This is a genomic window from Bradyrhizobium sp. ISRA436 (assembly GCF_029910015.1).
Taxonomy (GTDB): domain Bacteria; phylum Pseudomonadota; class Alphaproteobacteria; order Rhizobiales; family Xanthobacteraceae; genus Bradyrhizobium.
On the sequence record NZ_CP094519.1, the window covers coordinates 4,352,512 to 4,377,422 of the forward strand.

At 63.7% G+C, this 24,911-nt stretch carries 22 protein-coding genes and 1 pseudogene; 11 read left to right on the forward strand and 12 right to left on the reverse strand.

Annotated features, from left to right (window positions below; translation table 11 throughout):
• Positions 1–87 precede the first annotated feature (87 nt).
• Both MTX23_RS20665 and MTX23_RS20670 read right to left on the reverse strand, forming a co-directional pair.
• Complete coding sequence (locus MTX23_RS20665) at positions 88–702, reverse strand: TetR/AcrR family transcriptional regulator (RefSeq protein ID WP_280972048.1); 615 nt, start codon at positions 700–702, stop codon at positions 88–90.
• Between the two features lie 60 nt (positions 703–762).
• Positions 763–969: pseudogene (locus tag MTX23_RS20670) on the reverse strand (PaaI family thioesterase); the annotation flags it as partial.
• Positions 970–1,054: 85 nt separating this feature from the next.
• Between MTX23_RS20670 and MTX23_RS20675 the strand changes: the two are divergent.
• Positions 1,055–1,825: an enoyl-CoA hydratase gene (locus tag MTX23_RS20675; protein ID WP_280978130.1), complete on the forward strand. Its 771-nt coding sequence runs from the start codon at positions 1,055–1,057 to the stop codon at positions 1,823–1,825.
• An 85-nt stretch (positions 1,826–1,910) separates the two neighbouring features.
• Here MTX23_RS20675 and MTX23_RS20680 read toward each other — a convergent pair whose 3' ends face one another.
• From MTX23_RS20680 to MTX23_RS36395, 3 genes are all read right to left on the reverse strand, one after another.
• On the reverse strand, positions 1,911–3,323 hold the full coding sequence (locus MTX23_RS20680; RefSeq protein ID WP_280972049.1) for a HAMP domain-containing sensor histidine kinase: 1,413 nt from the start codon (positions 3,321–3,323) through the stop codon (positions 1,911–1,913).
• Between the two features lie 121 nt (positions 3,324–3,444).
• Positions 3,445–4,707 (reverse strand): MFS transporter, encoded by a 1,263-nt coding sequence (locus MTX23_RS20685; RefSeq protein WP_280972050.1) that lies wholly within the window; start codon positions 4,705–4,707, stop codon positions 3,445–3,447.
• A 360-nt stretch (positions 4,708–5,067) separates the two neighbouring features.
• Positions 5,068–5,286, reverse strand: a complete 219-nt coding sequence (locus MTX23_RS36395) for a DUF2934 domain-containing protein (protein WP_348637494.1) — start codon at positions 5,284–5,286, stop codon at positions 5,068–5,070.
• Positions 5,287–5,728: 442 nt separating this feature from the next.
• On the opposite strand from MTX23_RS36395, the gene MTX23_RS20695 reads away from it, so the two are divergent.
• A complete protein-coding gene (locus tag MTX23_RS20695; protein WP_280972051.1) occupies positions 5,729–5,968 on the forward strand; it encodes a hypothetical protein in 240 nt (79 codons plus the stop codon).
• A 157-nt stretch (positions 5,969–6,125) separates the two neighbouring features.
• Here the strand turns inward: MTX23_RS20695 and MTX23_RS20700 are convergent, their stop codons facing one another.
• Positions 6,126–7,532, reverse strand: a complete 1,407-nt coding sequence (locus MTX23_RS20700) for a PLP-dependent aminotransferase family protein (protein WP_280972052.1) — start codon at positions 7,530–7,532, stop codon at positions 6,126–6,128.
• 87 nt (positions 7,533–7,619) lie between these two features.
• Between MTX23_RS20700 and MTX23_RS20705 the strand changes: the two genes are divergently transcribed.
• The 5 genes from MTX23_RS20705 to MTX23_RS20725 all read left to right on the forward strand — a co-directional run bounded on the left by MTX23_RS20705 (position 7,620) and on the right by MTX23_RS20725 (position 12,814).
• Positions 7,620–8,045, forward strand: a complete 426-nt coding sequence (locus MTX23_RS20705; RefSeq protein ID WP_280972053.1) for a cupin domain-containing protein — start codon at positions 7,620–7,622, stop codon at positions 8,043–8,045.
• A gap of 11 nt (positions 8,046–8,056) precedes the next feature.
• Positions 8,057–8,521 carry a carboxymuconolactone decarboxylase family protein gene (locus MTX23_RS20710; protein WP_280972054.1) on the forward strand — a complete coding sequence of 155 codons (465 nt, stop codon included), beginning with the start codon at positions 8,057–8,059 and terminating at the stop codon, positions 8,519–8,521.
• A 32-nt stretch (positions 8,522–8,553) separates the two neighbouring features.
• Positions 8,554–9,192 carry an HD domain-containing protein gene (locus MTX23_RS20715; RefSeq protein WP_280972055.1) on the forward strand — a complete coding sequence of 213 codons (639 nt, stop codon included), beginning with the start codon at positions 8,554–8,556 and terminating at the stop codon, positions 9,190–9,192.
• Between the two features lie 791 nt (positions 9,193–9,983).
• The gene (locus MTX23_RS20720) at positions 9,984–11,177 is read left to right on the forward strand and encodes an acetyl-CoA C-acyltransferase (RefSeq protein ID WP_280972056.1); all 1,194 of its coding nucleotides are present in this window, start codon (positions 9,984–9,986) and stop codon (positions 11,175–11,177) included.
• Between the two features lie 326 nt (positions 11,178–11,503).
• Positions 11,504–12,814, forward strand: coding sequence for an MFS transporter (locus MTX23_RS20725; RefSeq protein WP_280972057.1), 1,311 nt, complete (start codon positions 11,504–11,506; stop codon positions 12,812–12,814).
• A 42-nt stretch (positions 12,815–12,856) separates the two neighbouring features.
• On the opposite strand, the gene MTX23_RS20730 is transcribed toward MTX23_RS20725, so the two are convergent.
• Both MTX23_RS20730 and MTX23_RS20735 read right to left on the reverse strand, forming a co-directional pair.
• Positions 12,857–14,416 (reverse strand): carboxyl transferase domain-containing protein, encoded by a 1,560-nt coding sequence (locus MTX23_RS20730; protein ID WP_280972058.1) that lies wholly within the window; start codon positions 14,414–14,416, stop codon positions 12,857–12,859.
• Positions 14,346–15,317 (reverse strand): IclR family transcriptional regulator, encoded by a 972-nt coding sequence (locus tag MTX23_RS20735; protein ID WP_280978131.1) that lies wholly within the window; start codon positions 15,315–15,317, stop codon positions 14,346–14,348. Before MTX23_RS20735 ends, MTX23_RS20730 begins: the two co-directional genes overlap by 71 nt.
• 130 nt (positions 15,318–15,447) lie before the next feature.
• Here MTX23_RS20735 and MTX23_RS20740 point away from each other — a divergent pair, with 130 nt between their 5' ends.
• From MTX23_RS20740 to MTX23_RS20750, 3 genes are all read left to right on the forward strand, one after another.
• Positions 15,448–15,669, forward strand: coding sequence for an acetyl-CoA carboxylase biotin carboxyl carrier protein subunit (locus MTX23_RS20740; RefSeq protein ID WP_280972059.1), 222 nt, complete (start codon positions 15,448–15,450; stop codon positions 15,667–15,669).
• Between the two features lie 153 nt (positions 15,670–15,822).
• Positions 15,823–16,986: a TAXI family TRAP transporter solute-binding subunit gene (locus MTX23_RS20745; RefSeq protein ID WP_280972060.1), complete on the forward strand. Its 1,164-nt coding sequence runs from the start codon at positions 15,823–15,825 to the stop codon at positions 16,984–16,986.
• A gap of 52 nt (positions 16,987–17,038) precedes the next feature.
• Complete coding sequence (locus MTX23_RS20750) at positions 17,039–19,096, forward strand: TRAP transporter permease (protein ID WP_280972061.1); 2,058 nt, start codon at positions 17,039–17,041, stop codon at positions 19,094–19,096.
• Positions 19,097–19,322: 226 nt separating this feature from the next.
• Here the strand turns inward: MTX23_RS20750 and MTX23_RS20755 are convergent, their stop codons facing one another.
• Positions 19,323–19,649, reverse strand: a complete 327-nt coding sequence (locus MTX23_RS20755) for a YMGG-like glycine zipper-containing protein (RefSeq protein ID WP_280972062.1) — start codon at positions 19,647–19,649, stop codon at positions 19,323–19,325.
• Between the two features lie 713 nt (positions 19,650–20,362).
• Here MTX23_RS20755 and glsA point away from each other — a divergent pair.
• The gene (gene glsA / locus MTX23_RS20760; protein ID WP_280972063.1) at positions 20,363–22,222 is read left to right on the forward strand and encodes a glutaminase A; all 1,860 of its coding nucleotides are present in this window, start codon (positions 20,363–20,365) and stop codon (positions 22,220–22,222) included.
• 205 nt (positions 22,223–22,427) lie between these two features.
• Here the strand turns inward: glsA and MTX23_RS20765 are convergent, their stop codons facing one another.
• The 3 genes from MTX23_RS20765 to MTX23_RS20775 all read right to left on the reverse strand — a co-directional run bounded on the left by MTX23_RS20765 (position 22,428) and on the right by MTX23_RS20775 (position 24,866).
• Positions 22,428–22,955, reverse strand: coding sequence for a carboxymuconolactone decarboxylase family protein (locus MTX23_RS20765; protein ID WP_280972064.1), 528 nt, complete (start codon positions 22,953–22,955; stop codon positions 22,428–22,430).
• Between the two features lie 418 nt (positions 22,956–23,373).
• Complete coding sequence (locus tag MTX23_RS20770; protein WP_280972065.1) at positions 23,374–23,733, reverse strand: OB-fold domain-containing protein; 360 nt, start codon at positions 23,731–23,733, stop codon at positions 23,374–23,376.
• A complete protein-coding gene (locus MTX23_RS20775; protein ID WP_280972066.1) occupies positions 23,730–24,866 on the reverse strand; it encodes a thiolase family protein in 1,137 nt (378 codons plus the stop codon). Before MTX23_RS20775 ends, MTX23_RS20770 begins: the two co-directional genes overlap by 4 nt.
• Positions 24,867–24,911: the final 45 nt, after the last annotated feature.

Below are 24,911 nucleotides of genomic sequence, written 5' to 3' on the forward strand. Positions count from 1 at the left end.
TTCGCGGAAGCATGGATTGCTTCGTCGCTTCAGCGCAAAATTGCCTTGCAATTTTGTCGCGAGCTCCTCGCAGTGACGGCGCTTGGTCTAACTCACCTTCGCCTTCTTCGCCGACGCCTTGGCCGCCGCGGCGCGGCCGAGCACCGCCTCGCGGCCGGCGCCGAGGACCTCGTCGGACAATTCGCCATTGCCGGCGATCCGCGACATCACGATGGTGCCCATCATCGTCGCAAGCGTCGCCATCGCCTGCTTGCGCGCGGTCTTGCGCGGCACGTCGAGGATCTGGTCGGCGATCATGTCGATCATCTGCTCAAGCTTGAGCGCGAACGCCTTCCGCGTCTTCGGGCTCTCGCGCGCGATCTCGGCGCCGAGCGCCGGAATCGCGCAGCCATGGCCGGGATCGTCGCGGTGGATCGGCGTCAGATAGCCGTCGACGATGGTCGCAAGCCGCTTCTCGGGTGGCATCTCGGCGACAATCTTGCGCCAGCGTTCGGTGCCACGGTCCATCGCATGGTTGAAGGCCTCGATCACCAGCGCCTCGCGCGAGTCGAAATGCGCGTAGAAGCCGCCATGGGTCAGGCCGGCGTCCTTCATCAGATCGGCGACGCCGATGCCGTGCGCACCCTTTTCGCGCAGCCGAACCGATGCCTTCCGCACGATCCGCGCATGGGTTTCCTGCTTGTGTTCTTTCGAATAGCGCATACCGGTCTCATGGAATGTTTCTAATCATATAATAGCAGATTTGCGCCGGAAAAGCTGTAGTTATTTCGTCTTTGCACCGTCCCCGATCATCGAGAAGGTCGCGGTAGCGTGCACTGCGAGATTGCCCTTGCCGTCGCGGACGAAGTCTTCGGTGTGGCTGGTCTGCCGGCCGGGGTTGATGTCCCAGCCTTCGACTGTGATGGTTCCCGAGCGCACCGAGAGCGAGCGCAGATAGATCAGCTTGAGATCCAGCGTCGCCGCCCCCTCGCTGCGCAACCGCCGCTTCGATCCTTGACAGGAGCATGCTTTGTCCGGGAAGTGGCGCGACCAATCCTGCTGCGAGACCATCACCATGGACATGCTCAATCCTCATTGCGGTATCGACCGCGACAGCCGCGGCGTCGTCCGCCTGACGATCTGCAATGCCGGCAAGCTGAACATCGTGAACTCGGCCGTGACCAGTGGCGTGCGCGAAGCCTTCGAGCATCTCGCCTCCGATTCGACCATCCGCGCGGTGATCCTCGCCGGCGAAAGCGAGCGGAGCATGATCGGCGGCGCCGACATCAAGGAGATGGCGAACCTCGACCAAACCTCCGCCGAGCAGTTCATCAGCCGCCTGCGCGACCTCTGCGAGGCCGTGCGCAAGTTTCCGGCGCCGGTGATCGCCCGCTTGCCCGGCTGGTGTCTCGGTGGCGGCCTCGAGGTCGCGGCCGCCTGCGACGTGCGCGTCGCCGCGCATGACGCGATGTTCGGCATGCCCGAGGTGCGCGTCGGCATTCCCTCGGTGATCCACGCCGCGCTGCTGCCGCGGCTGATCGGCTGGGGCCGCGCGCGCTGGCTGATGATGACCGCGGAGAACATCGATGCACCCACCGCGCTGGCCTGGGGACTGGTCGACACGGTCGCCAAGCCCGGCGGCCTCGATGACGCCGTCGAGCACACCGTGAAAGCGTTGCTGGAATGCGGCCCCGAGGCGCTGCGCATCCAGAAGGAGCTGCTGCGGCAATGGGAAGAGTTGCCGCTGACCGAGTCGGTCAATTTGAGCGTCGGCGTGTTCGGACAGTCGTTCCTGACCGGCGAGCCGCAACGGCTGCTGCGGGGATTTTTGGATCGGAAGCGGTAGCTATCTGACGCCTCGTAGCCCGCATGAGCGCAGCGACATGCGGGACGACCATCCTGCGAGCTCTTCACGCTCATTCAGTCTGCGCTCAGCCTGAGACGGGAATCTCGACAAACACCAGCGTGCCGCAACCTGGCTTGCTTTCGAGCGCGATTCGGCCGTTCAGCGACGACACGACGATGTTGAACACAACGTGCAACCCGAGCCCGATGTTGCCCTTCTCGCGTCCGGTGGTGAAAAACGGGTCGAACACACGTGCCTGCAAATCCTCGGCGACGCCAACGCCTTCATCGGCGCAAACAATCCGCACCAGCGCCTGGTCGAGCGGCGTCACCGTCACCTTGAACGGCCCGCCGCCGCCATCGGGATACGCATGCGCCGCCGCGTTGAACGCCAGGTTGCTGATCACCTGCGCCAGCGCTCCGGGATAGCTGTTGAGCATGATTCCTTGCGGGCACGCGACGTCGACCATCAATCCCTGGCGGGAGAGCAACGGCCCGAGCTTCGAGATCAACTCGGAGAGCCAGCCCCCGAGTTCGAATGTATGGCGCTCCTCGTCAGCCTGATGAATCGCGACCTGCTTGAAGCTGTGCACCATCTCGGATGCCCGATGCAGGTTTTCAAAGGTGATCCGCAAACCCTCCTCGATCCGTCCAATGCCCTTCGTCAGGTCGGACCGCCGGACGGACGCAGCGTTCAATGTGCCACGCAGCGCGCGCAGGTCCGCCTCCATCGCCGTGGACGTGGTCAGCGCCAGGCCAAGCGGCGTGCTGACCTCATGCGCGACACCGGCGACGAGTTGCCCGAGCGACGCCAGCTTCTCGGCTTGCACGAGATGCGATTGAGTTGCGTGCAGATCGCGCAACGAGGCCTCCGAGCGCTCCTTTTCCTGCTTCAGCGCCTCCGCCGTCCGGAACTGCTGGCGCGCGCGATACTCGCGGGCCGCCACGGCATAAAGCGACAACGCATAGGCGTTGAGGACGAGCGAATGGTTGATGAAGCGCAGGCCCGGCGGCAAGGCAGGTCCGAGGGATTCGGCGATGCACAAGGCGATCCATGTCGTGAGACAAAACAGGGCGAGCGGCCCAATGCGCAGCGGCAGCATGGTCGAGACGAACAAGATCACCATGATCATGCCGGGTGCCGCATAGGTGAAGCCCGAGGGCAAGACGAGGTAGATGCTCGGCAGCACGCAGCCCGGGACGACGCAATAAACCAGGAAGATCGTCTCGGCCCAGGCTTTCATCGCGGGCGCGGAGAGCAGTGCGGTCAACGGCAGCAGAACGAACACGGCGATGCCGCCGCGGATCGCCAGCGTGGTCGACACGATTTCGGGATAGAGAAACCAGTCCCAGAACGAATATCCAGCATAGGTGAACGCGCCGAGCAGCATCGCGACCTGCGTCCAGCCGATATTGCCCCGCACGTACTGCTCCACGAACCGGCGCTCTTCGGCGATGTCGTCGAAGCGCAGTCCAAGCCGGGTCAAAAGACTGAGCATTGCGGTGAAAGGTCTTGGCACTGGAAATCGGAGCGCGGGAAACGATCTACGATAGCGTCTCCACGCTGTCGCGTCCTTTGCCGCACCTTCGGTCATGGCGCGGCATCGCGCCGCGCCCTCCTCACCTTGCATTCGCCGGGGCGTGGACCGGCCAGAGATCGGCGCGCCAGTGCAGCGTGATGGCAAGCATCGCGACGAGGCCGGCGGCCGCATAGAGCGTGCCGGTCGCGGAATAGCCGATCAGATCGATCAGACTGCCGGCCGCGAGCAGGCCGAGCGGCAGGCCGTAGATCACCATCATGCGCACGCCCATCACGCGGCCGCGGAGATGGGCGCTGGCGTTGCGCATCAGCATCACCGCGGCCGAGATCATCGACATGCTCTGCGCGATGCCGGCGAGCACGAGGCAGGCCATCGCCACCGGCATGGTCCTGATCTCCACGAACACCAGCAGCATCGCGTACCAGGCCACGGTGGCGCCGATCAGAAGCCGGGCGATGCGCACGCCACCGGCCATGCTGAGCGTGATCGAGCCGATCAGCGACCCCACCGCGAAGCTCGCCGACAGATAGCCAAGCCCGGTCTGGTCGGTGTGGAAGATGTCGCGCGCGACGTAGGGCAACAGCCCGTTGGTCAGGGGAAACGCGGTAAGATTGGCCAGGAACGCGACGCAGAGCGCAGCGCTCATTCCCGGACCGCTCCAGGCGTAGACGATGCCCTCTTTCAGGTCCCGCAGCACCGTCCCAGCGACCGTGGCGTCGGCCGGGCGATCGGCTGCGCCATGCGATTGAACCGGACGGGTCATGCAGAGCATCAGGATGGCGGCCACGAAATAGAAGCAGGCGATCCCGATGTAAACAAAACCGATGCCGAGCACGGCGAACAGGCTGGCGCCGGTCAACGCGCCGGCAATGCGCGCGCTGTCCTGCGTCGTGCGCGCCAGGCTGATGGCGCCGACCAGTTGCCCCGGCGGCATGATGTCGGCAAGCAGCGCGCCGCGCACGCCGAGATCGGAGGGCCGGATCAGGCCCATGATCGCGACGATGATCATGACGTTGAGCGGCGCGAGATGGCCTGATAGCGCCAGCGTCATGATGGTCCCGGAAAGCGCCGTATAGGCGAGGCGCATCACGGCCAAGAGATCGCGATGCCCCATGCGGTCTCCGATCATGCCGACGACAGGCGCGATCAGCGTCCCGACATATTGCAGCGAGGCGAGCACCGTCAGCAGCAGCACCGAACCGGTCTCGACCATGATGTACCAGCCGAGCACCAGCGTCTCGACCTCGAACGCCCACGAGGTGAGCAGATCGGACGGCCATTGAAAGCGATAGTTGCGAATGCGGAATGGCGCGAGCGCGGATGTCCGCGTGCCTCTGCTCAAGACGCGATGACGCGTGTCACGGCGTTCCCTGCCCTTTTCTTGGTTCTTTTGGTTCGTCTTTCTTGGTTCTTTTGGGAAAACTTCCCAGTCGAGCAGCGTAGCGCTGGCGACGCGCGTGTCAATCGCAACCCCCGCATGCGGCCATGCTCGACGGCATCAGTCCGCAACGTGCCGTACCGCCCCGCGAATAATGAGGAAGCGCACCCTTGTAGCCCGCATCAGCCAACAAGTCGCGCTCGTACGTGTCCCCAGACATCGGCGCGCCCATCCGGGCTACGCTAGTTGGATCCGCACCGACATTGCGTAGTGTAGTTGAGGGAGAAGGTCGCGGCGGCTCGCCGCGCGTGACGAATCGCTTCCCTAGTGAACGCCTGCCAAGGCTGCATTGCGCCGCCGTCGGACGACTCGACGCTGCGCGGTGTTCGATGCGTGAGATTCGTGCCTCTCCCTCGCTCTCTCCGCCAACAGTTCTTTCTCCGCTTCGTACCAGAACGCATCCATCTTGATGTTGGGCCTGCCGGCAGTTTGCCAAAGCTTGTAGGCCCGCGTTCGGATATCCTGCTCAGTCAAGGCACGCATGGTTCCGCTCCTGACCTTCGAATCCTCCAGGTAAAAACTTGCTGCGGGCTAGAGTCGTTCCCGCGGAACCCCGATGCGCTTTGCATCCCTTCGATCTCGGAGCTTGCGATGAGATTTTACAGGATAGCTGTCGCTCCCGACTGACGGTTACAGCGGACACCAGGTGAGGTCATTCAGAACATTCCGATCAACGTCAGGACGACTACCTCAATCAGTGGCACTCATGATGGCGACCACAGAAACGCGTCGCGTGCCGACAACGAATTCATGACGTGCCTCCCACTCTGCGGAGTTCCGCGGTCTGCCTGGACAAATGCGCAAGCGGAGGGTGTTTCGCTCGCGCACGACTCCATGCGCGGTTCCTGCCCCATGCGAAGAATCGGGAACAGATCCCATGTCTCAACCGTTTTTTTTAGTGTCACTTCCCTGAAAGGAGACACCTATGAAACAATTGATCCTGGCGCTCACTGCGTTGGCAACGCTGACTGCGGGAGCGGTCACTTCAGCAAAGGCCGTAGAGTTTGGCGTCGGTCCGAATGGCGTTTACGTCGGTCCGGAGCGGTATCGCCACTACAACGAATATTACGACGAAAGTTACCGCAGGAACTGCCGGGTCGTCATTGACCATCGGACCAATCGTTATGGCGAGGACGTCGTGATCCGCAGACGTATCTGCGACTGATCTCTGCGACTGGCGGTGAGCTAGGCTAGTGGGGGCCTGCTTTTCGCAAACGCGCCCCCGAGCTCGGTGCGAGACGTTCAACGCGACGCCCGCGGCGGGCGTGAGCAACCGCCCTGACCGAGGTGCATTCCGGCTGATCGCCCGTCATCCGCGTTTGTCACGTGAGCCGATCAATGATGTTAAAGAGCTGGTCGCAGGACGCCTCGATTCTCTTTTGTGGAGAAGTGGCGATGCCGAGCAAGAGACCGGATCGCGCCGAAGTCCTCGACGCATACCAAAGCGATAGAGGCGTAGGCGCCAATCCGAATGATGCCGCTTTCCTGGCGATGGAGAGGTCAGAAGCCCTGTCCGGCAATCGCAGGACTGCTGCTAGTCCGCCGATCGTCACGTTTCTGGCGCGAGCCCTCAAGCATTTCAGCAATGCGTCGCGTTGTGCTGCATAGACCCGCTTCGTGCGGCGAAGATGTCGTAGATAGTGGCCGTCGCGCACGAATTCGGCGGTCGCGAGCTGTACCGAGGGGCCAGGCGCCGGCGCGAGGCACGCCGCAACTTCGGCAAACCGAGGCGCCAGAGATGGAGGCGCAACGATAAAGCCCAGCCGCAAGGCTGGGGTCAGGGTTTTGCTGAACGACCCGATGTGAATGACGCGCCCGGCACGATCGAGAGAGGCGAGCGCCGGCGTGGCCCGGCCCTTCAACTGAAGCTCGCTCAGATAGTCATCCTCGATCACCCACACCCGCTCCTGAGCGGCCCAGTCGAGAAGGCGCGAGCGTCTTGCCAGCGATAATGTGAATCCAAGCGGTGCCTGTTGTCCGGGGGTCACGACGACGAGCGCCGCGTCCGGAGCGTGTTCCAGGCCGCAACTGACGTCGATGCCGTCCGCGTCAACCGGGATCGGTTCAATCGACAACCCTGCAAGCTCGAGACCGTGCCGGGTGAAGGGAAAGCCTGGATCCTCCACCCAGACTTTCTTCTGTTCGAGGCCCAGAACACGAAGCGCCAGTCCAAGGCCGCTGCTGAAGCCTCCGGTGACGATAACCTGGGAAGGCGTACACTCGATCCCGCGCGCCAGTGCAAGATACCCCGCGATCTCGCGCCGCAATTCCAGCTCCCCACGCGGATCCGGGTAGAGGGCCGGCGCGCTCATTTCCGCGCGAACCGCCTGCGTGTGGATCCTCGAGAATAGTTTGGCGGGAAATGTCTCCTGCGCGGGCACGCCCATCTGAAAGATAGCCGGCCCCGCGGTGAGCTCCTGGTACATCTCCATGAACGAGCCCGCGTCGGGCGCTTCTTCCAGCACAACGGCGAAGGAAGGCCGATCCGCGACATGCGTTCCAGTTGCGCGCGACGCGACGATCAGTTGAGCAGAGGAGAGCCTTTCATACGCCGCCCGCACGGTGCCTCGCGCGACGCCAAGCTGAGCCGCCAAGTCCTGCCAGGAGGGCAGACGAGCTCCCGGCGCGAGCACGCCGCTTTCGATGGCGGCCCCGATACCTTTGCGGATCTGCTCCGCCAGCGGCGTCTTCGCAGATCGATCAAGCTCCAATCGCAGCGGCCCGGCCATGCCCCCTGGTACACGATTTTTGTGCGTTCTTGGTGCTTTTTTATGGACCAAGACGGGGGCACCTGTGGGGCAAAGGAGAGCCTGACCATGCAAATTCCGTCCATCCTCGCCGCCTGCGCCGCCCTCGTCATTGCCGCGGCAATGCCTGTCTCCGCCGATGAAACGGGCCAGACGGTTGCGCCGACCTTCCAGCAGCCGATCACCAACATCCCCGGCAAGTCGCTTGTCGCCGTCGTCGTCGACTATGCGCCGGGTGGTGCGTCGCCTTCGCATGTCCATGCCAAGTCGGCTTTCATCTTCGGCTACGTGCTGTCTGGAGAAATTGAATCGCAGGTCAATGACGAACCGATGCGAGTCTACCGCGCGGGCGAAAGCTTTTACGAGACGCCGGGCTCTCGCCATCCCGTCAGCCGCAACGCCAGCAAAACCGCCCCCGCAAAGCTGCTCGCCGTATTCGTCGTCGATACGGACGATAAGCAACTGACCACCCCCGTCAAACAGGACGACCATTAAGGAGCAACAACATGAGCATGCGCCTCGATTACAATCGCATCGCGCCGGCAGGCGTCAAAGCCCTGGGCGGGGTCTACGGTTACGTCCTGCAGAGCAAGCTTCCGGCCACGCTGATCAACCTCGTCTACCTGCGCGTATCGCAGATCAACAACTGCGCTTATTGCCTCGACATGCACACACGTGAGCTGCTCAAGAGCGGGCAGAACATCGAAAAACTCGCGCTGGTGCAGGCGTGGGCTGAAGCCGGCAATCTGTTCGACGGGCGCGAACGCGCCGCCCTTGCATGGGCCGAAACGGTAACCCGCGTCGCGGATGCTGGCATTCCAGATCAAGCCTACGAGGCCGCCCGTGCGGTCTTCGATGAACGTGACGTCGTGGATCTTACCATCGCGATCAGCGTGATGAATGCGTATAACCGCATGGCAATCAGTTTCCGGAATACGCCGCAAGCTGCCGTCACGGTAGCGGCGGCTTGATGAAGATCGATGATTGAGCGAGGAGACTGAAAATGACCGACGTGATTTCCGGCGTCAAGATTCCCGACAGCAAGCTGGCACGGGAAGCCGCCGAGCTGGTACGCCAGTACGAAAACGAGATGTTGTTCAACCATTCAGTTCGCGTCTATGTGTTCGGTGCGATGAAGGGATTTCGTCAGCGGCTGAAATTCGATTCCGAGCTGCTTTATGTCGCGGCGCTGTTTCACGATCTCGGCCTTGTCGATCACTACCACACTGAGACAAAGCGATTCGAAGTCGATGGCGCCGACGCAGCGCGCGAATTTCTCCGGGCGCACGGCATTGCAGAGCCAAAGGCTGATCTGGTGTGGGAAGCGATTGCGCTGCACACCACCCCCGGGATTCCACAATATATGCGACCGGAAATCGCTCTCACGAACGCAGGAGTTTTGGTGGACGTCGTGGGAGTTGGATATGACGACTACACGCCGGAGCAACGCGAGCAGGTGATCGCTGCATTTCCGCGCGGTGACTTCAAGAATGAATTTCTCGAGATACAGACTTGCTCGGCCTTGAAGAAGCCTCAGACCACGTTCGGTACGGTCAATTTCGATTACATCGAACATCGCGATCCTACATTTCGCAAGCCGAACGCGTGCGTCCGCATCCGTAACACTCCCTGGCACAGCTGAGCTTTCGTCGAGCCGTCCGGGTCAAAACTCGATGTGGTCTCGTTGCCTCAAAAGCCGACATGCTTCCATGTCGGCTTTGGCGTCACGGCTTGGGATAAAGCAGACGCGACGCATTTGTGAGGTGCACGCCCTGGTCCAGGTCTTCCCTCCTCGTCGGCATCGCGAGCTCCCAATCATTGAGTTGCCCGACGCGTCAAGGCTTCGCGCAAGAAATATTTCTGTTTTACAGAATCGCAACTCAGTGTATGAATCGCCCGTCTCACCCGCCTGAGGGGCGCTTCGCGATCGTCACGAGTGTTGGGTTGGGATGCGGTGGACGCCTCGCGTGCAACTGACGAGTGCGCATGAGGCGGACGGTGAAGTCGTGCAGGCCTGACGCCCTAGTGGCAGGTGTCTCATCAGCAGGAGAGCAAGTCTCTCGCTGATGACGGTGACAACAAAGCCCAGTCTCGCCGGGGAGAGCACGTATAACCCGTAAAGCCATCGCGCAGGGAAAGCCGGAGTGTACTTCGGTCTCACCTGTGGTCCTACCTCCCGCGTTTTTCACTACGCGGGACCCATGGGTGCGATCGGCACCCGGCTTTCCCTGCGCCCTCTATTCAAGAGAGGGCGAAACGAAGATGCAAACCTCGGACAGACCATGTCGCGAGGACGCGAAGCTGCGAGTTATTTGAAGTCAGCTGCGCCGTTCATGCGAACACGACAATTTGTCATGCTGGTTGCTTTTTTTGCGATGCATCATATTATGCATATAATTCAATAGAATCTCCGACACGCAAGGGAGCCCCGCCATGGCCAGCCACGATCCCGTCGTCATTCTCTCCGCCGCCCGCACCCCGCTCGGTCGCTTCATGGGCGAGCTCACGCCCTTTCCTGCGCACAAGCTCGGATCGCATGTGATCGGCGCGGCGTTGGAACGGGCCAGGCTCGCGCCCGAACGCGTCGACGAGGTGTTCATGGGCAACGTGTTGCCGGCCGGCCAGGGTCAGGCCCCTGCCCGCCAGGCCGCGCGCGGCGCCAAGCTGCCCGACGCCACCGGCGCCACCACCGTCAACAAGGTCTGCGGCTCCGGCATGAAGGCGACCATGCTGGCCCACGACATCATCAAGGCCGGCTCGGCCGAGATCGTGGTGTCCGGCGGCATGGAGAGCATGAGCAACGCGCCTTATTTGTTGCAGAAGGCGCGCGGCGGCTATCGCGCCGGCCACGACCGCATCATCGACCACATGATGATGGACGGGCTGGAGGATGCCTACGAGACCGGCCGTTCGATGGGCGATTTCGGCGAGGCGACCGCGCAGGCCTATCAGTTCACCCGCGCCGACCAGGACACCTACGCAATGCAGACGCTGAGCCGCGCCCGCAAGGCGGTCGAGGGCGGCGCGTTCAAGGCCGAGATCGTGCCGATCACGCTTGCCGAGAAGGCCGGCCCGCGCATCATCGCCAATGACGAGCATCCGCTGAAGGTCGATCCGGCCAAGATACCCGGCCTGAAGCCGGCGTTCCGCGCCAGCGGGACCATCACGCCCGCCGCCTCCTCGGCCAATGCCGACGGCGCCGCGGCGCTGATCCTGGCGAGGCGCTCGCTCGCCGATCGCGACGGCTTGCCGGTGCTGGCCGAGATCAAGGGCCATGCCACCCACAGCCAGGAGCCGCAGTGGTTCACGACGGCGCCGATCCCGGCGATCCGAAAATTGCTCGACAAGGTCGGCTGGAGCGTCGGCGACGTCGACCTGTTCGAGATCAACGAAGCGTTCGCAGTCGTGGCGATGGCCGCGCAGCGCGATCTCGGCATCGACAGGGACAGGCTCAACATCAATGGCGGCGCCTGCGCGCTCGGCCATCCGATCGGTGCCACCGGCGCACGGCTGATCGTGACGCTGCTGCATGCGCTGGAGGCGCAGAATTTGAAGCGCGGCGTCGCTGCGCTATGCATCGGCGGCGGCGAAGCCACCGCGATCGCAGTCGAGCGGCTGGCGCATTAAGGCGCATTGATATTTGGTTCAGTCGGCCTGTCCGCAGCCTCGCATCGCCTCTCCCGCTTGCGGGGGTCGAGACGAGCGCAGCTCGCTCTTAGGCCGACGCGCTCGGCGCGGCGGCTGGGGGCTCTCTCCGCGATGGGACTCGTTGCGATACCCCGCAAGCGGGAGAGGGAGCGCAGCGCCTTCGCGGCGACCAATTCGATCCGAGGCCGACCGAGTCCGAAAACGAGGGAACTATGTCATTTTAGACATAGCTACCTCATGTCATAGTGAGCATCACGAATAAGACCCTCACTGCTTTTCACCTTTGCAATTCACTTTGGACCCCAATGATCTCGAACTGGCTTGCTTCCACCCTCGCCCGCCGCAACATCCACTACGGTTGGGTGATGGTCGGCGTCACCTTCCTCGCCGCGCTGATCTCGGCCGGCACCGTCGGCGCGCCCGGCGTCTTCATAGTGCCGTTGCAGAAGGAATTCGGCTGGAGCACCGCCGAGATCTCGTCGGCGCTGTCGATCCGCTTCATCCTGTTCGGGCTGATGGCACCGTTCGCCGCCGCGCTGATGAACCGCTACGGCCTGCGCAACGTGACGCTGGCAGCGCAGTTGATCGTCGTGTCCGGATTGCTGGCGTCCCTCTTCATGACGCAGGTCTGGCAGTTGATGCTGCTGTGGGGCGTCGTGATCGGTATCGGCACCGGCATGACCGCGCTGGTGCTGGGAGCGACGATTGCCGCGCGCTGGTTCGTGGCCCGGCGCGGCCTCGTGATCGGCATCCTCACCGCAAGCGTCGCAACCGGGCAACTCGCCTTCTTGCCGCTGCTCGCGACCATCACCGAGCACTACGGCTGGCGCGTCGCGCTGGGGCTGGTCTGTGCCGTGCTCGGCATCGCCGCCTTCGCCGTGCTGATGGTGATGCGCGACCGGCCGAGCGATGTCGGCCTGCGTCCGTTCGGCGACGACGGCATCGCGCCCGTCCCCGCGCCGCCGCCGGCCAACGCACCGATCCTGGCGGCCGCGCTCGGCACGCTGCGCGACTCCTCCAAGTCACCGGCATTCTGGATCCTGTTCGCGACTTTCTTCGTCTGCGGCGCCTCGACCAACGGTCTCGTGCAGGTGCATCTGATCCCGATGTGCCTCGACTACGGCATTCCGCAGGTGCAGGCCGCGAGCCTGCTCGGCGCGATGGGCATCTTCGATTTCTTCGGCACCATCATCTCCGGCTGGCTATCGGACCGTTACGACAATCGTTACTTGCTGTTCTGGTATTACGGCCTGCGCGGGCTGTCGCTGGTGTACCTGCCGTTCTCGGATTTCTCGTTCTACAGCCTGTCGCTGTTTGCGATGTTCTACGGGCTGGACTGGATCGCGACCGTGCCGCCGACGGTGCGCCTGACGGCGCAGCGCTTCGGCGCCGAGCGCGCCAATCTGGTGTTCGGCTGGATCTTCGCCGGCCACCAACTCGGCGCCGGCGCCGCCGCGTTCGGCGCCGGCCTGTCGCGGACGGTCTATCAGACCTACCTGCCGGCCTTCTTCATCGCAGGCGCGCTCTGCGTGATGGCCTCGCTGATCGTGCTGGCGATCGCACGGCAGAAGACCCAGCCTGAGGTGAAACCGGCGGTCAAGCCAGCCGCGGCCTGATCAGGCTGGGTCGTGCTATCCGCGCCAAGACCAGGACAACCGCTACGGCCTCGTCGCCATGTTGCCGGGCGGGCCCGGCGTGCGGATCGGTTCGGCCAGGCGCGCGAACTCGCAGAGCAGCGAGCGCGTCTTGCGCGGGTCGATCACCTCCTCCACCCAGAACTTCTCGGCGGAGCGGAACGGCGAGCGCAGCTTGTTGAGACGGTCCTCGATCTCGCGCAGCTTGGCGGCGGGATCAGCCGCGGCCTCGATCTCGGCGCGATAGGCCGCCTCGATGCCGCCCTCAAGCGGCAGCGAGCCCCAATAGGCCGACGGCCAGGCATAGCGCATCGAGAAGCGGTTGGCCGGCTGGTGCACCACGCCGGCGACGCCGAACGCGTTGCGGATGATGATGGTGCACCAGGGCACCGTGCTCTGGTTGACCGCCGCCATCGCCCGCACGCCGTGGCGGATGGTCGCCGACTTCTCCGCATCGAGCCCGATCATGAAGCCGGGGCAATCCATCAAATAGACCACCGGCAGATGGAAGGTCTCGGCGAAGTCGACCCAGCGCACCACCTTCTGGCAGGCATCCGCCGTCCAAGAGCCGCCGTAGTGGAACGGATCGCTCGCCAGCAGCAGCACCGCCCGGCCTTCGATCCGCGCCAGACCCGTGATGATGGGCCGGCCGAAATTGGCGCTGACCTCGAAGAACGAGCCCTTGTCGACGACCGCCTCGATGATCGGCCGCATCTTATAGACCTGCCGGCGATTGCGCGGCACCGCCTTCAGCAGCGACTCCTCGGCGCGCTCAGGATCGTCGGTGCAGGGAATCGTGGGCGGCAGCTCGTAGACCGACGACGGCAGATAGGACAGGAAGCGCCTGGCGTATTCGAACGCCTCCTCCTCCGTCTCGACGGCCTGGTCAATCCCGCCGGCGCGGGTCTGAATATCGGCGCCGCCGAGCTCCTGCTTGGTCAGATCCTGACCCAGCCGCTTCACGACCGGGGGACCGGCGACAAACATCGCGGAGCTGTTCGTCATCACCGAATAATGCGTCGCCGCCAGCCGCGCGGCGCCGAGGCCGGCGACCGAGCCGAGCCCGAGCCCGACCACGGGCACGCGCGCCAGATTGGCGAGCGTGAACCAGTACGCGCGCGTGCCGCCCACGCCGCCGGGCAGATTGGCGGCGCCTCTGGTCTCGATGGTCTTCACCGAGCCGCCACCGCCCGAGCCTTCGATCACGCGGATGATCGGCAGCCGGAAGTCATGCGCCATCTCCTCCGCCATCAGCGGCTTGGCGGAAATCGACGCGTCGGCCGAGCCGCCGCGCACGGTAAAGTCGTCGCCGACCACAACCACGGTGCGGCCGTCGACCCTGGCGCGGCCGAACACGCAGTTCGCCGGAGTCAGATGCTTGAGCTCGTTGTTCTCGTCATATTCGGCGATGCCGGAGATGGCACCGATCTCGTGGAAGCTGCTCGGATCGACGAGCTTGTCGATGCGTTCGCGGACGGTCAGCCGGCCCTGGTCACGTTGTCGCTTGACCTTGTCAACGCCTCCCATCTCCCGCGCGAACGCTTCGCGCCGGGCGAGGTCGTCGAGTTCCGGCTTCCAGTTCATTCATTGCCTCCGTCTTGATCATCTTGTTGTTATGGGCGGTCACCGGAAGCGATTTACGATCGAGCCGGTTAGAGAAGATGTCGCCGTCGGCGCCTTCGAGCAGGCTGCCCACCGCGGCGCCGAGTTCGACCATCTGCGGCGCGACTTCGGCATGCAGCCGCTTCTCGTCATACATCGCCGAGAGCAGGCCGATCGTGGTCACGACGTAGGTCTGATATTGCGGCGACCACAGCGGCACCGCGACGCCATTGATGTGCGGGCTCCAGAGGCCGCAGGCGACGACATAGCCATGTTCGCGCAGATGACGGCGATTGGCCTCGATGCGCGGCGTCAGCAGCTTCGCGCCATCGGGCATCTCGCGCTCCATCTCCGCGATCAGCGCGTCACCAACCTCGGGATCGAGCGCCGCGGTATAGGCATGGCCGGCGGCCGTCGTCGCCATCGAGATGCGACTGCCGGTGGTCTCGTGCAGCCCAAGCGCGTTGGCCGCGCGCGCGAATTCGAGATAGACCAGATGAAAGCGATCCGGGATGACGAAGCCGACCGTGCCGGGCAATTGCTCGGCGACATCCTGCAAACGCAGCCGGATCAGATTGCGGAGCTGCAATCCCTTCATCATCGTCGTGCCCATCGCCACCGCGCTCGGCCCGATGCGATACTTCTGATCGCGCGGCAGATAGACGAGTTGTCCCATCCGCGTCAGCGTGTGCGTCAAGCGCGACACCGTCGAGCGCGGCAGGCCGCAGCGATTTGAGATCTCGAGATTGCCCAATCGAGACTCGTGGCCCTCGAAACATCGCAACACATCAAAGGCGCGCGACACCACCTGAATGACATCGCCATCGCCTGTCTCGCCGGCGAGCATTCCCTGCCTGCTAAGCCGTTCCGAGCGCCGTCCCATATTCTTGGCTCCCATTCCGTCTCACGGAATAAAATTCCACTTGCAGAACAAGCTACCTCAGGCAATGTGCGGCCACAACAAAAAGCCGTTCGCCGGATGAAATTTCCGCAAGACGGTATCGGAGAGTGGAATGCCAGACATCAAGATCGTGACCGAAGTCGCCGGGCGCATTTGCGCCCTTCCTGTTGAGGCCGGCAGCAGCATCGGCGACGGCGACGAGATCGCGTTCGTCGAAGCCATGAAGATGGAAATACCGGTCACATCGACAACGACAGGGAAAATCAAGTCGATTCTGGTCAAGATTGACGATGTGATCGCCGAAGGTCAGGCCGTCGCGATCGTCGAGGCCTGAGCGCGGCCGCCCGCACCTCACCCGCGACAATCTGTCTGGTGATGCCGTGGCAAAATCGCCAGCTTGCTCCCGAGCCAGCGTTGCCATCGCAAGTTCGCGATGCAATCATTTCTTTCAAGAAAAGTTTCGCACAGCGAAACATTGGGAGGAACCATGATTCATCGGCTGATGGCGCTCGCGCCTGCCGCTCTTGCCGGCCTTTCTCTAATTGCAGCGCTGCCCGCCTCGGCCGAGGACATCAAGCTGCCGCCCACCATGGCTGTGACCGCCTATGACACTGGCACCGCCGGCTTCAACATCGCGGTCGGCGTCGGCAAGATGCTGAAGGACAAATACGGCACCGACGTCCGCGTGCTGCCGGCCGGCAACGACGTCGCGCGATTGGCGCCGCTGCGCGCCAAGCGCGCGATCTCCTCGGCGATGGGATCGGGTACCTATTTCGCGCAGGAAGGCGTGTTCGAATTCGGCGCCAAGGAATGGGGCCCGCAGCCGTTGCAATTGCTGCTGTCGTCGGTCGACTGCAATTGCGGCGCGCTCGGCGTGGCCGCCGACACCGGCGTCAAGGAGATCAAGGACCTCCGCGGCAAGCGCGTCGGCTTCGTGGTCGGCTCGCCGGCGCTGAACCAGAACTCGCTCGCGATGCTCGCCTTCGGCGGCCTTACTCAGAAGGACGTCAAGATCGTCGAATTCGCAAGCTACGGCGCGATGTGGAAAGGCCTGATCAACAACGACGCCGACGCAGCCTTCGGCACCACGATCACCGGCCCCGCCAAGGAGGCCGAGACTTCGCCGCGCGGCCTGATCTGGCCGCCGCTGCCTGCCAGCGACAAGGAAGGCTGGGCGCGGGTGCAGAAGGTCGGCTCGTTCTTCTTCCCGCAGCTTGCGACCTGCGGCGCCGGCATTTCCCCCGACAAGCCGATCGAGCTCGGCAACTACCCCTACCCGATCTTCGTCGCCTACGCGTCGCAGCCGGTCGATCAGATCTACGCCATCACCAAGGCGATGATCGTGAACTACGACGCCTACAAGGATTCCGCGCCCGGTGCCGCGGGGCTCGGCGCCGACAGGCAGACCAAGAACTGGGTCGTGCCGGTGCATCCCGGCGCGGTGAAGGCGCTGAAGGAAACCGGGCACTGGAGCGACGAGCAGGACGCTCACAACAACGCGCTTTACAAGCGCCAGGAAGTGCTGGCCGCGGCCTGGACGGAGTACGGCAAATCCAACCCGCCCTCCGACGACAAGGCCTTTCTCGACGGCTGGATGAAGGCGCGCGCGTCGGCGCTCACCAAGGCCAACATGCCGGACGGCTTCGAGTAGCGACCGAACGCCGCTCACCGCACAAGGCAATCAGGATTCTGGGGGGACTGCGATGTCCGATAGCGCCGCGGCTGCGTCGGCCAAGAAGATCGAGTTTGAAGATCCTCATGCCGGCCTCGGCAACCTCCAGGAGGCCGAGGTCACCCGCGTGCGCACCCTGCGCGGCGGCTGGCGCTGGTCGCTGGTCATGGCGACCGCCGCCACCATCCTGCTCTGTATCAACCAGCAATTCTCGCTGCGCTTCTTCATCGACTACACCCAGCTCAACACCGAGTATTTCTATCTGCTGATCGCGCTGATGCTCCCCTTCACGTTCCTGATATTTCCAGGAGCGGAGAGCGCGCCGCTGAACCGTATTCCCTGGTACGACGTCGCGCTATCGCTCCTGACATTCGCCGCCGCGATCTGGCTGATGCTGAACGTGCGCAAGGCGGCACAATTCGGCTGGGAGTCGGACGGCGCGCCCCAGAATGTCATCGTCGCGGGACTCGTGATGTGGATCGCGCTGATGGAGGCGCTGCGCCGCACCGGCGGCTGGAGCCTGCTGCTCTGCGTGCTTCCCTTCACCGTCTATCCCTTGTTCGCCGAGGCGAGCTGGCTTGGGCCGTTCAGGGGCTCTCAGCTCACGCTCGACCAGACCACGGCCTATCACGTGCTGTCGGGCGAGAGCCTGCTCGGCATTCCGATCCAGGCCTTCGCCGACACCGTGATCGGCTTTCTGGTGTTCGGCACCGCGCTGATGATGACCGGAGCCGGAAAGTTCTTCATCAACCTGGCCTTCGCGCTCTGCGGCACGTTTCGCGGCGGCGCGGCCAAGGTGTGTATCTTCGCCTCAGGCCTGCTCGGCATGATGTCAGGCTCGATCGTCTCCAACGTGTTGACCGCCGGCACCATGACGATTCCCGTCATGAAGAAGAGCGGCTTCCGCGCCTCCTATTCCGGCGCGATCGAGGCCTGCGCCTCGACCGGCGCGGTGCTGGCGCCGCCGGTGATGGGCGCGACCGCGTTCGTGATCGCGCAGTTCCTCAATGTCAGCTACGCCGAGGTCGCGGTCGCCGCCATCATCCCCGCCGTGCTCTACTATGTCGGCCTGTTCATGCAGGTCGATTCCTACGCCGCGCGCCACGGGCTGAAGGGCATTCCGCGCGCCGAGCTGCCGCGCGTGATGGATACGATCAAGGACGGCTGGTACTACGTCTTCGTGATCGCGCTGCTGATCGTAATGCTGCTCTATTTCAAGCGCGAGAGCCACGCGCCGTTCTACGCGACCGCGCTGCTATTGGTGCTGAACCAGATCTTCTCCAAGGACACGCGCTGGACGCTCGCGACCGTCGGCAAGTTCCTCGAGGTCAACGGCCGCACCTTTGTCGAGCTGGTCGGCATCCTCGCCGGCTGCGGCCTCTTGATCGGCGCCTTCTCGATGACCGGCGTGGTGTCGAGCCTCGCCAACGACCTGCTGACGCTCGCCGGCAACAACGCGTTCCTGCTGCTCGTGATGTGCGCCTTTACCAGCCTGATCCTCGGCCTCGGGCTGACGACGACGGCCTGCTACATCTTCCTTGCCATCCTGATTGCGCCGGCGCTGGAGAAGCTCGGGCTTAACCGGATGGCGGTTCACATGTTCATCTTCTACTGGGGCATGCTGTCGTCGATCACGCCGCCGGTGGCGATCGCCTCCTTCGCCGCGGCCGGCATCGCCGGCTCGCCTGCGATGAAGACCGGATGGGAATCGATGTGGGTCGGCAGCATCATCTACTTCATCCCATTCTTCTTCGTGCTCAATCCGGCGCTGGTGCTGCAGGGGCCGAGCCCCTATCTCGCCGGCCTCGGCCTGATGGCGCTCGCCGCCTTCGGCACGCTGTTCATCTGCGGCGGTATCCAGGGCTATCTCGCCTTCGTCGGCGATCTCCGCGGCACGGGGTCCCTGGAGTGGCCGCTGCGCGTGCTGCTGGTGATCGGCGGCTTCGTGGTGGCGACGCCCGGCGGCGGCATCAACCCGCTGTCGCAAGTCCAGGTGACACTGCTGGGGCTCGCGATCCTCGTCCCGACGGCCCTGATCGCGCTGCTGCTAATCCGCCGTCAGGCCTTGGTTCCGAACCAAGCCCGGTAGGATTTCTTTCAGTTTTCAACTGGTGCGAACTGTTGCGCGACAGACTTAATATCCTTGTCTTTATCGCTGATCGTATCTTTCCGTTGTCCACGGCAACATCCAATTTCAGCGCGGTCGAGCGACTTAGGATCGCCGGTGACGACGTGCGGGCAGCGTCGGTCAACTAGCCGCGCTCACCACCACAGGCCCGCCCCGATGGTGGGCCTCTTTGTTTCCTGGTCGGCACTCAGTATTGGCCCCGATAATAGCGCTCATCGCACTCGGCGACATAGATGCTGCCGTCCGGAGCGCGATAGCGGCACATGGTGCGACCGCCGTACTGCTGTTGCTGCTGCGTCGAATTGGCGACAGCGACACCAAGCAAGGCGCCCGCACCCGCGCCGAGAACCGTGCCGGCGGTGTTTCTGCCGATGGCTTGACCAATCAGCGCCCCGCTGGCCGCGCCCAAGCCTGCGCCAGCCAATGTGCGTTGGTCTTGCGGGGTTTGCGCGCAGCCGGCAAGCAAAGTGCTAAGGGCCACCATGCCGACGGCGGCGATCTTTAGAATGTTCATGATGATCCTTTGCGTTGACGAATATGAAGGGCCGCCGCGCCGGGTTGAGGACCGGCGCGACGGCTTCTCATTGCGAGTGAGTTTCCAGAAGTTTGCGGGCGTTATACGCTACGCACTCCCGCTGAGCACACTGTTGCGATGATCGGTTAACAAGTGCTTGCGGTTTCTCCGAGCCGCGCGCGCCTTCCTGCATCAGGGCGACAGAACGAAAGACGGCCCGGCGCCTAGGGCTTTGGGGAAGTCCTGTTTGAATCGCCGGGCCGTGGCAGCGAGAGGGTACGGTCCCGGCCGGGGCTGGCTGAGGGGCAACTAACCGGGACCGCACGACTCGCGCTGGTGTTGTGACCGTGGCGAGCCATCATGGCGGTGCACTGGCTAGACGATGGCGCGATCATGGTTCACCACAATTCACGTCTACTGATACGACCGCGCGAGACCTCAGCCGATTATGCGCGCCCCGGGGGCCGAATTTGGCCGCGAGGCCTTCAACCCTTTCCCGAGTGTCGACCGCGATCTTTAACGCGGCGTCGGCACCCGCTAGCCATCGAGCCAATTTCTGCGGAGTTCTATCCTCGCTCAGTATCTTCCGATCGAGAAAGAACTGATCAATAAAATCGAGTTGCGACAATGCAGGCTGAAGCAATATCAAGATCTTGACGATCTCGTTCCGGACCAGTTGCGCGCGCCTTGATTGCGTTGCACAACAGGAGGCGATGAAACGATCGCCTCCTCCCGTCACCGCCACCACCACGGCCTGGTCCAGTTCGAAGCCACCGCTGCTCCGGTTTCTGCACACTTGTTACGCAGATTTCCTGACCGAGACCGGCGGCGCGGTCGCCGACTACATTCCCGAGCTCGGCAAGGCCGACGCTGCCCATTTTGGCATCAGCCTCGCAACCCTCGACGGCCATGTCTACGAGGTCGGCGACACCCAGATCACCTTTACGATCCAGTCGATGTCGAAGCCGTTCGTGTTCGCGCTGGCGCTGGACACGCTCGGTGCCGAACGGGTGGAGAGCGTGATCGGCGTCGAGCCGTCGGGCGATCCCTTCAACTCGATCCGGCTCAACGCGGAAAACCACCCCTTCAACCCGATGGTCAATGCCGGTGCGATCGCCTGCACCGGCCTGATCCACGCCGCCAAGGGCGACGGCGCGTTCGCGTACATCCGCCAAGCGCTCGGCCGCTTCGCCGGCCGCGAGCTCAACGTCGACGAGGCGGTCTACTCATCCGAGAGTGCGACCGGCGACCGCAACCGGGCGATCGGTTACTTGCTGCGCACCAATGGCGTGATCGTCGACAAGGTGCCTGATGTACTCGACGTCTATTTCCGGCAATGCGCGATCCTGGTCACCGCGCGCGACACCGCCGTGATGGCGGCAACGCTCGCCAATCACGGCGTCAATCCGCTGACCGGCGAGCAGGTGGTGACGCCCTACGCGATCTCGCGCACGCTCTCGGTGATGACGTCGTCGGGCATGTATGACTATGCCGGCGAATGGATCTACCGCGTCGGCATCCCCGCCAAAAGCGGCGTCGGCGGCGGCATCCTGGCGGCGCTGCCGGCACGGCTCGGGCTCGGCAGCTATTCGCCGAAGCTCGACAAGCACGGCAACAGCGTACGCGGCATCAAGGTGTGCGAGGCGCTGTCGGCGCATTATGACCTGCACATGCTCAACCGCAGCGACGATGCGCGCCACAGCATCATCGCCGATTACAACATCGGCAAGAACCCGTCGCGGCGGGTGCGCCGGCCACAGGAACAGGAGATCCTAGCCAAACATTTCCAGGAAGTGCGCGTGATCGAGCTGGTCGGCACGCTGTCGCTCTCCAATGTCGACTATGTCTCGCGCCGCCTCGCCGGCGGGCCGCGTCCGCAGTTCGTGATCTTCGACCTGCGCCGCGTCACCGCGACGACGCGTGCCGGCGCGCGGCTGGTGGCGGAAGCCTTCAAGGAGCTGGCCGAGCTCGGCGTCATCGTGATCCTCTCCGGCATCAAGCGGACCTCGCGGGAATGGGCGACGATCAGCGAGTGGACCAGCAGGCTCGGCAATATAAGGGACTTCTACCTGCTCGACACCGCGATCGAATGGGCCGAGGACCAAATCGTCTACCGCTATGGCGGCTCGATCGACTTCCTCGAGACCACCGAACTCTCCGAGCAGCCGCTGCTCGCCGGATTGAGCGAGCAAGAGCTCGCCGGCCTCGCCGCGCTCTGCACGATCAGGACCTACCAGCCGAACGAGAAGATCATCGCTGCCGGCGACGAGGCAGCCTCGCTATTCTTCCTGCGCAGCGGCGTGGTCCATGTTACGCTACCTGACGGCATCCGCCTTGCGACGCTGACGGCCGGCATGGCATTCGGCGAGATGGCGCTGCTGGAGCCGCGGCGTTCCGCCGATGTGCTCGCCGACATGTCGGCGACCACATATGAGGTGGCGATCAAGGACTTCGAGCGATTCCGCGAGCAGCACCCCCATGCCGGCGAGCAGATCATGCGCAACCTGGCAAAGATCCTCGCCGAGCGGTTGATCGTCGCGAATGCGAAGGTCGAACTGCTGACGTCGGGCTAGATTCCCTCACCGCATGCGGCGATATTGCCAGTTCGACAATCTCGTCATGCCCGGGCTTGACCAGGCTTGACCCGGGCATCCACGTCTTGGCGCCGTTCATGAAGAAAGACGTGGATGGCCGGGTCAAGCCCGGCCATGATGTGTGAAAGCGCGGCACCAAACGCTAACAACGACGCGCTTGGGAACAGCTCGATTGCTCGAATCCTCAGCTCACCACTTCGGTCACCGGCTGCATGTCGATCTCGAACGTCTCCAGGAACTTTGAGGTCATGATGTAGAAGCCGACCGAGAGCTGCAGCTCGATCAACGCCGCCGGCGTCAGCTTCGAGGCGATCGCCTCGAAGGTGGCGTCCGTCGGCTTCTTGAGCTTGACGATCTCATCGGTGAAGGCGAGCGCGGCGCGCTGCACCTCGTTGAAACAAGTCGCAGCCTGCCAGTTCTCCAGCGCCGCATTCTGCTCGTCGGTGACGCCGACATTCTTGCCGATCCGCTTGTGGGCGACGATCTCGTAGGGCGCTTCGCACAGGATGCCGGTGCGCGTGATCGCAAGCTCGCGCACGACGGGATCAAGCTCGCCCCTGTGGCGGATCGCGCCACCGAGCCGGCAATACTGCTCAAAATAGCTCGGTGAATGCGCCATCATGCGAAAGATGTTGGCGTTGCGGTTCTTGTCGAGGATCTCACGGGTGCGCGGGCTTGCCTTTGCGGGATCGGAGTAATCGATACGGGCCATTTCCTAACCTTGTGACGTTGTCGCTTTTTCGAGTTCCAAAACACTATCTGCGGGCCGTCGCGCGAGCAACACGCCCGAGCCAAATTGCGGCCGCAATGCTGTTCAACCCTGACGCAGTCGATATTCGCTGAGTGGGGACTCGTCAAAAGCGAATACTCGTCGCGGGGTGTTCCGAGTACATAAATCTGGCCGTCTTGCGCGCTATCTGCGCAACGATGAGTCATGCCCGGGTCTAGGGAGAACGCATGAAGGAAGCCACCAAGAGGGCGGCCTCGGAGGTGCTTGCGCAAGTGCTGGCGGTGACGGCGATGCTCGTCATCGCCAGTGTCATTTTCTACTGGCGATAGTATCCGTGACTTGGAGGGCGAAGGCGAACACTCAGGCAGGTATCGCGTCCTGGTGGGCTCGCTCTCGTCCCTCACCTTGCCTTCTCGAAATAGGGAACCAGCCGTCCCGCGAATTGCGTGAAGCGGGCTGTGACTTTGTCGCCGATGGCAAGGGCGTTGTCGCCGTGAGCCATGATGCGGAATCCTTCATCAGTATCGACGAGCACGATGTTGTAGGGCACATGCGCCCGCGTCTCCGGCGTGGCGGCGCGGCAGACCAGCGAGGTCGCATACACCGTCCCTGCCCCGCCGGCGCGATGCTCGGTCAGATCGGGAGAGCCGCAGGCAGCGCAGAAGCTGCGGCGGAAATATTGCCGAGCGCCGCACGCGGTGCAGGTCTGATAGACGATAGCTTCCGCGCCCTCGGTCCAGTCGGCGATCTGCCCGCTCATCGTACGCGCTCCAGGAACATGCTGACATGCGATGACAGCACGCCGCCATCGCCATGGAGCAGCGCGACCGAGGCATCGCGGACCTGGCGGTTGCCGGCGCGGCCGGTCATCTGCAGATGGGTCTCGACCAGATGCGCCATCGCACCGCCGACGCCGCAATGGCCGTAGCTGAGCAGGCCGCCATGGGTGTTGAGCGGCATCTCGCCGCTCTGGTCGAAGTATCCTGCGCGGACCCGCGCCGCCGCCTCGCCGCGCCTGGCGAAGCCAAGATCCTCCAGCAGCATCGCAAGCGTGATGGTGAAGCTGTCGTAGACCGCAGCATAGCGGACGTCCGAAATCGCGAGGCCGGCCGCCTGCTTCGCCTTCGCAATCGAAATCTCCGCGCCGAGTTCGCTGAGCGCAGGCGCGACCGTGACATGCTGATGGGTGTGGGCCTGCGCGCAGCCGCGCACCCGCACCTGCCTGTCGCCGGTCGCTTCGCGGCTGATGACGAATGCCGCGCCGCCGTCGGACACCGGGCAGCAATCCAGGAGCTTCAGCGGCATCGCCACCGGCTTCGACGCCATCACGTCGGCAACCGTGATCGGCTCGTGGAACTGCGCGCCGGGATGCGTCAGCGCATGCTTGCGCATCAGCACCGCGATCTCGGCGAGGTCCTCCTGCGTCACGCCGTATTCATGCATGTAGCGCGTCGCGACGAGGCCGTAATAGGCCGGGATCGTCGGCCCCAGCGTCACCTCGTAATCGGGATGGCCGACCTGGGCCAACGCCTGGATCGAGGCGTCGCGGCTCTGCCCGGTCAGGCGGTTCTCGCCGCCGACCACCAGCACGTGCTTGGCAACACCGGCATCGACGAGATGATGCGCCAGCATGGTCATCGCCAGGCCCGTGGCGCCACCGACCTGCACCGCATGGGCATAGGACGGGCGAATGCCGAAATGCTCGGCGAACACGGTGGCCAGCATGATGTGCGGCGAGACCGTGGAGTAGCCGCAAAGGATGCCGTCGATATCGGAGCGCTTCAGGCCTGCATCAGCAACAGCCAACTCCGCAGCCTTGCTCATCAGGTCGAGCGAGGACGAGCCTTCATGCTTGCCATAGGACGTGAGGCCGACGCCGGTGACGAAGCTCATCTGTTCACCTCCCCTTGCAAAGGGGAGGTCGGCTTACGCAAGCAA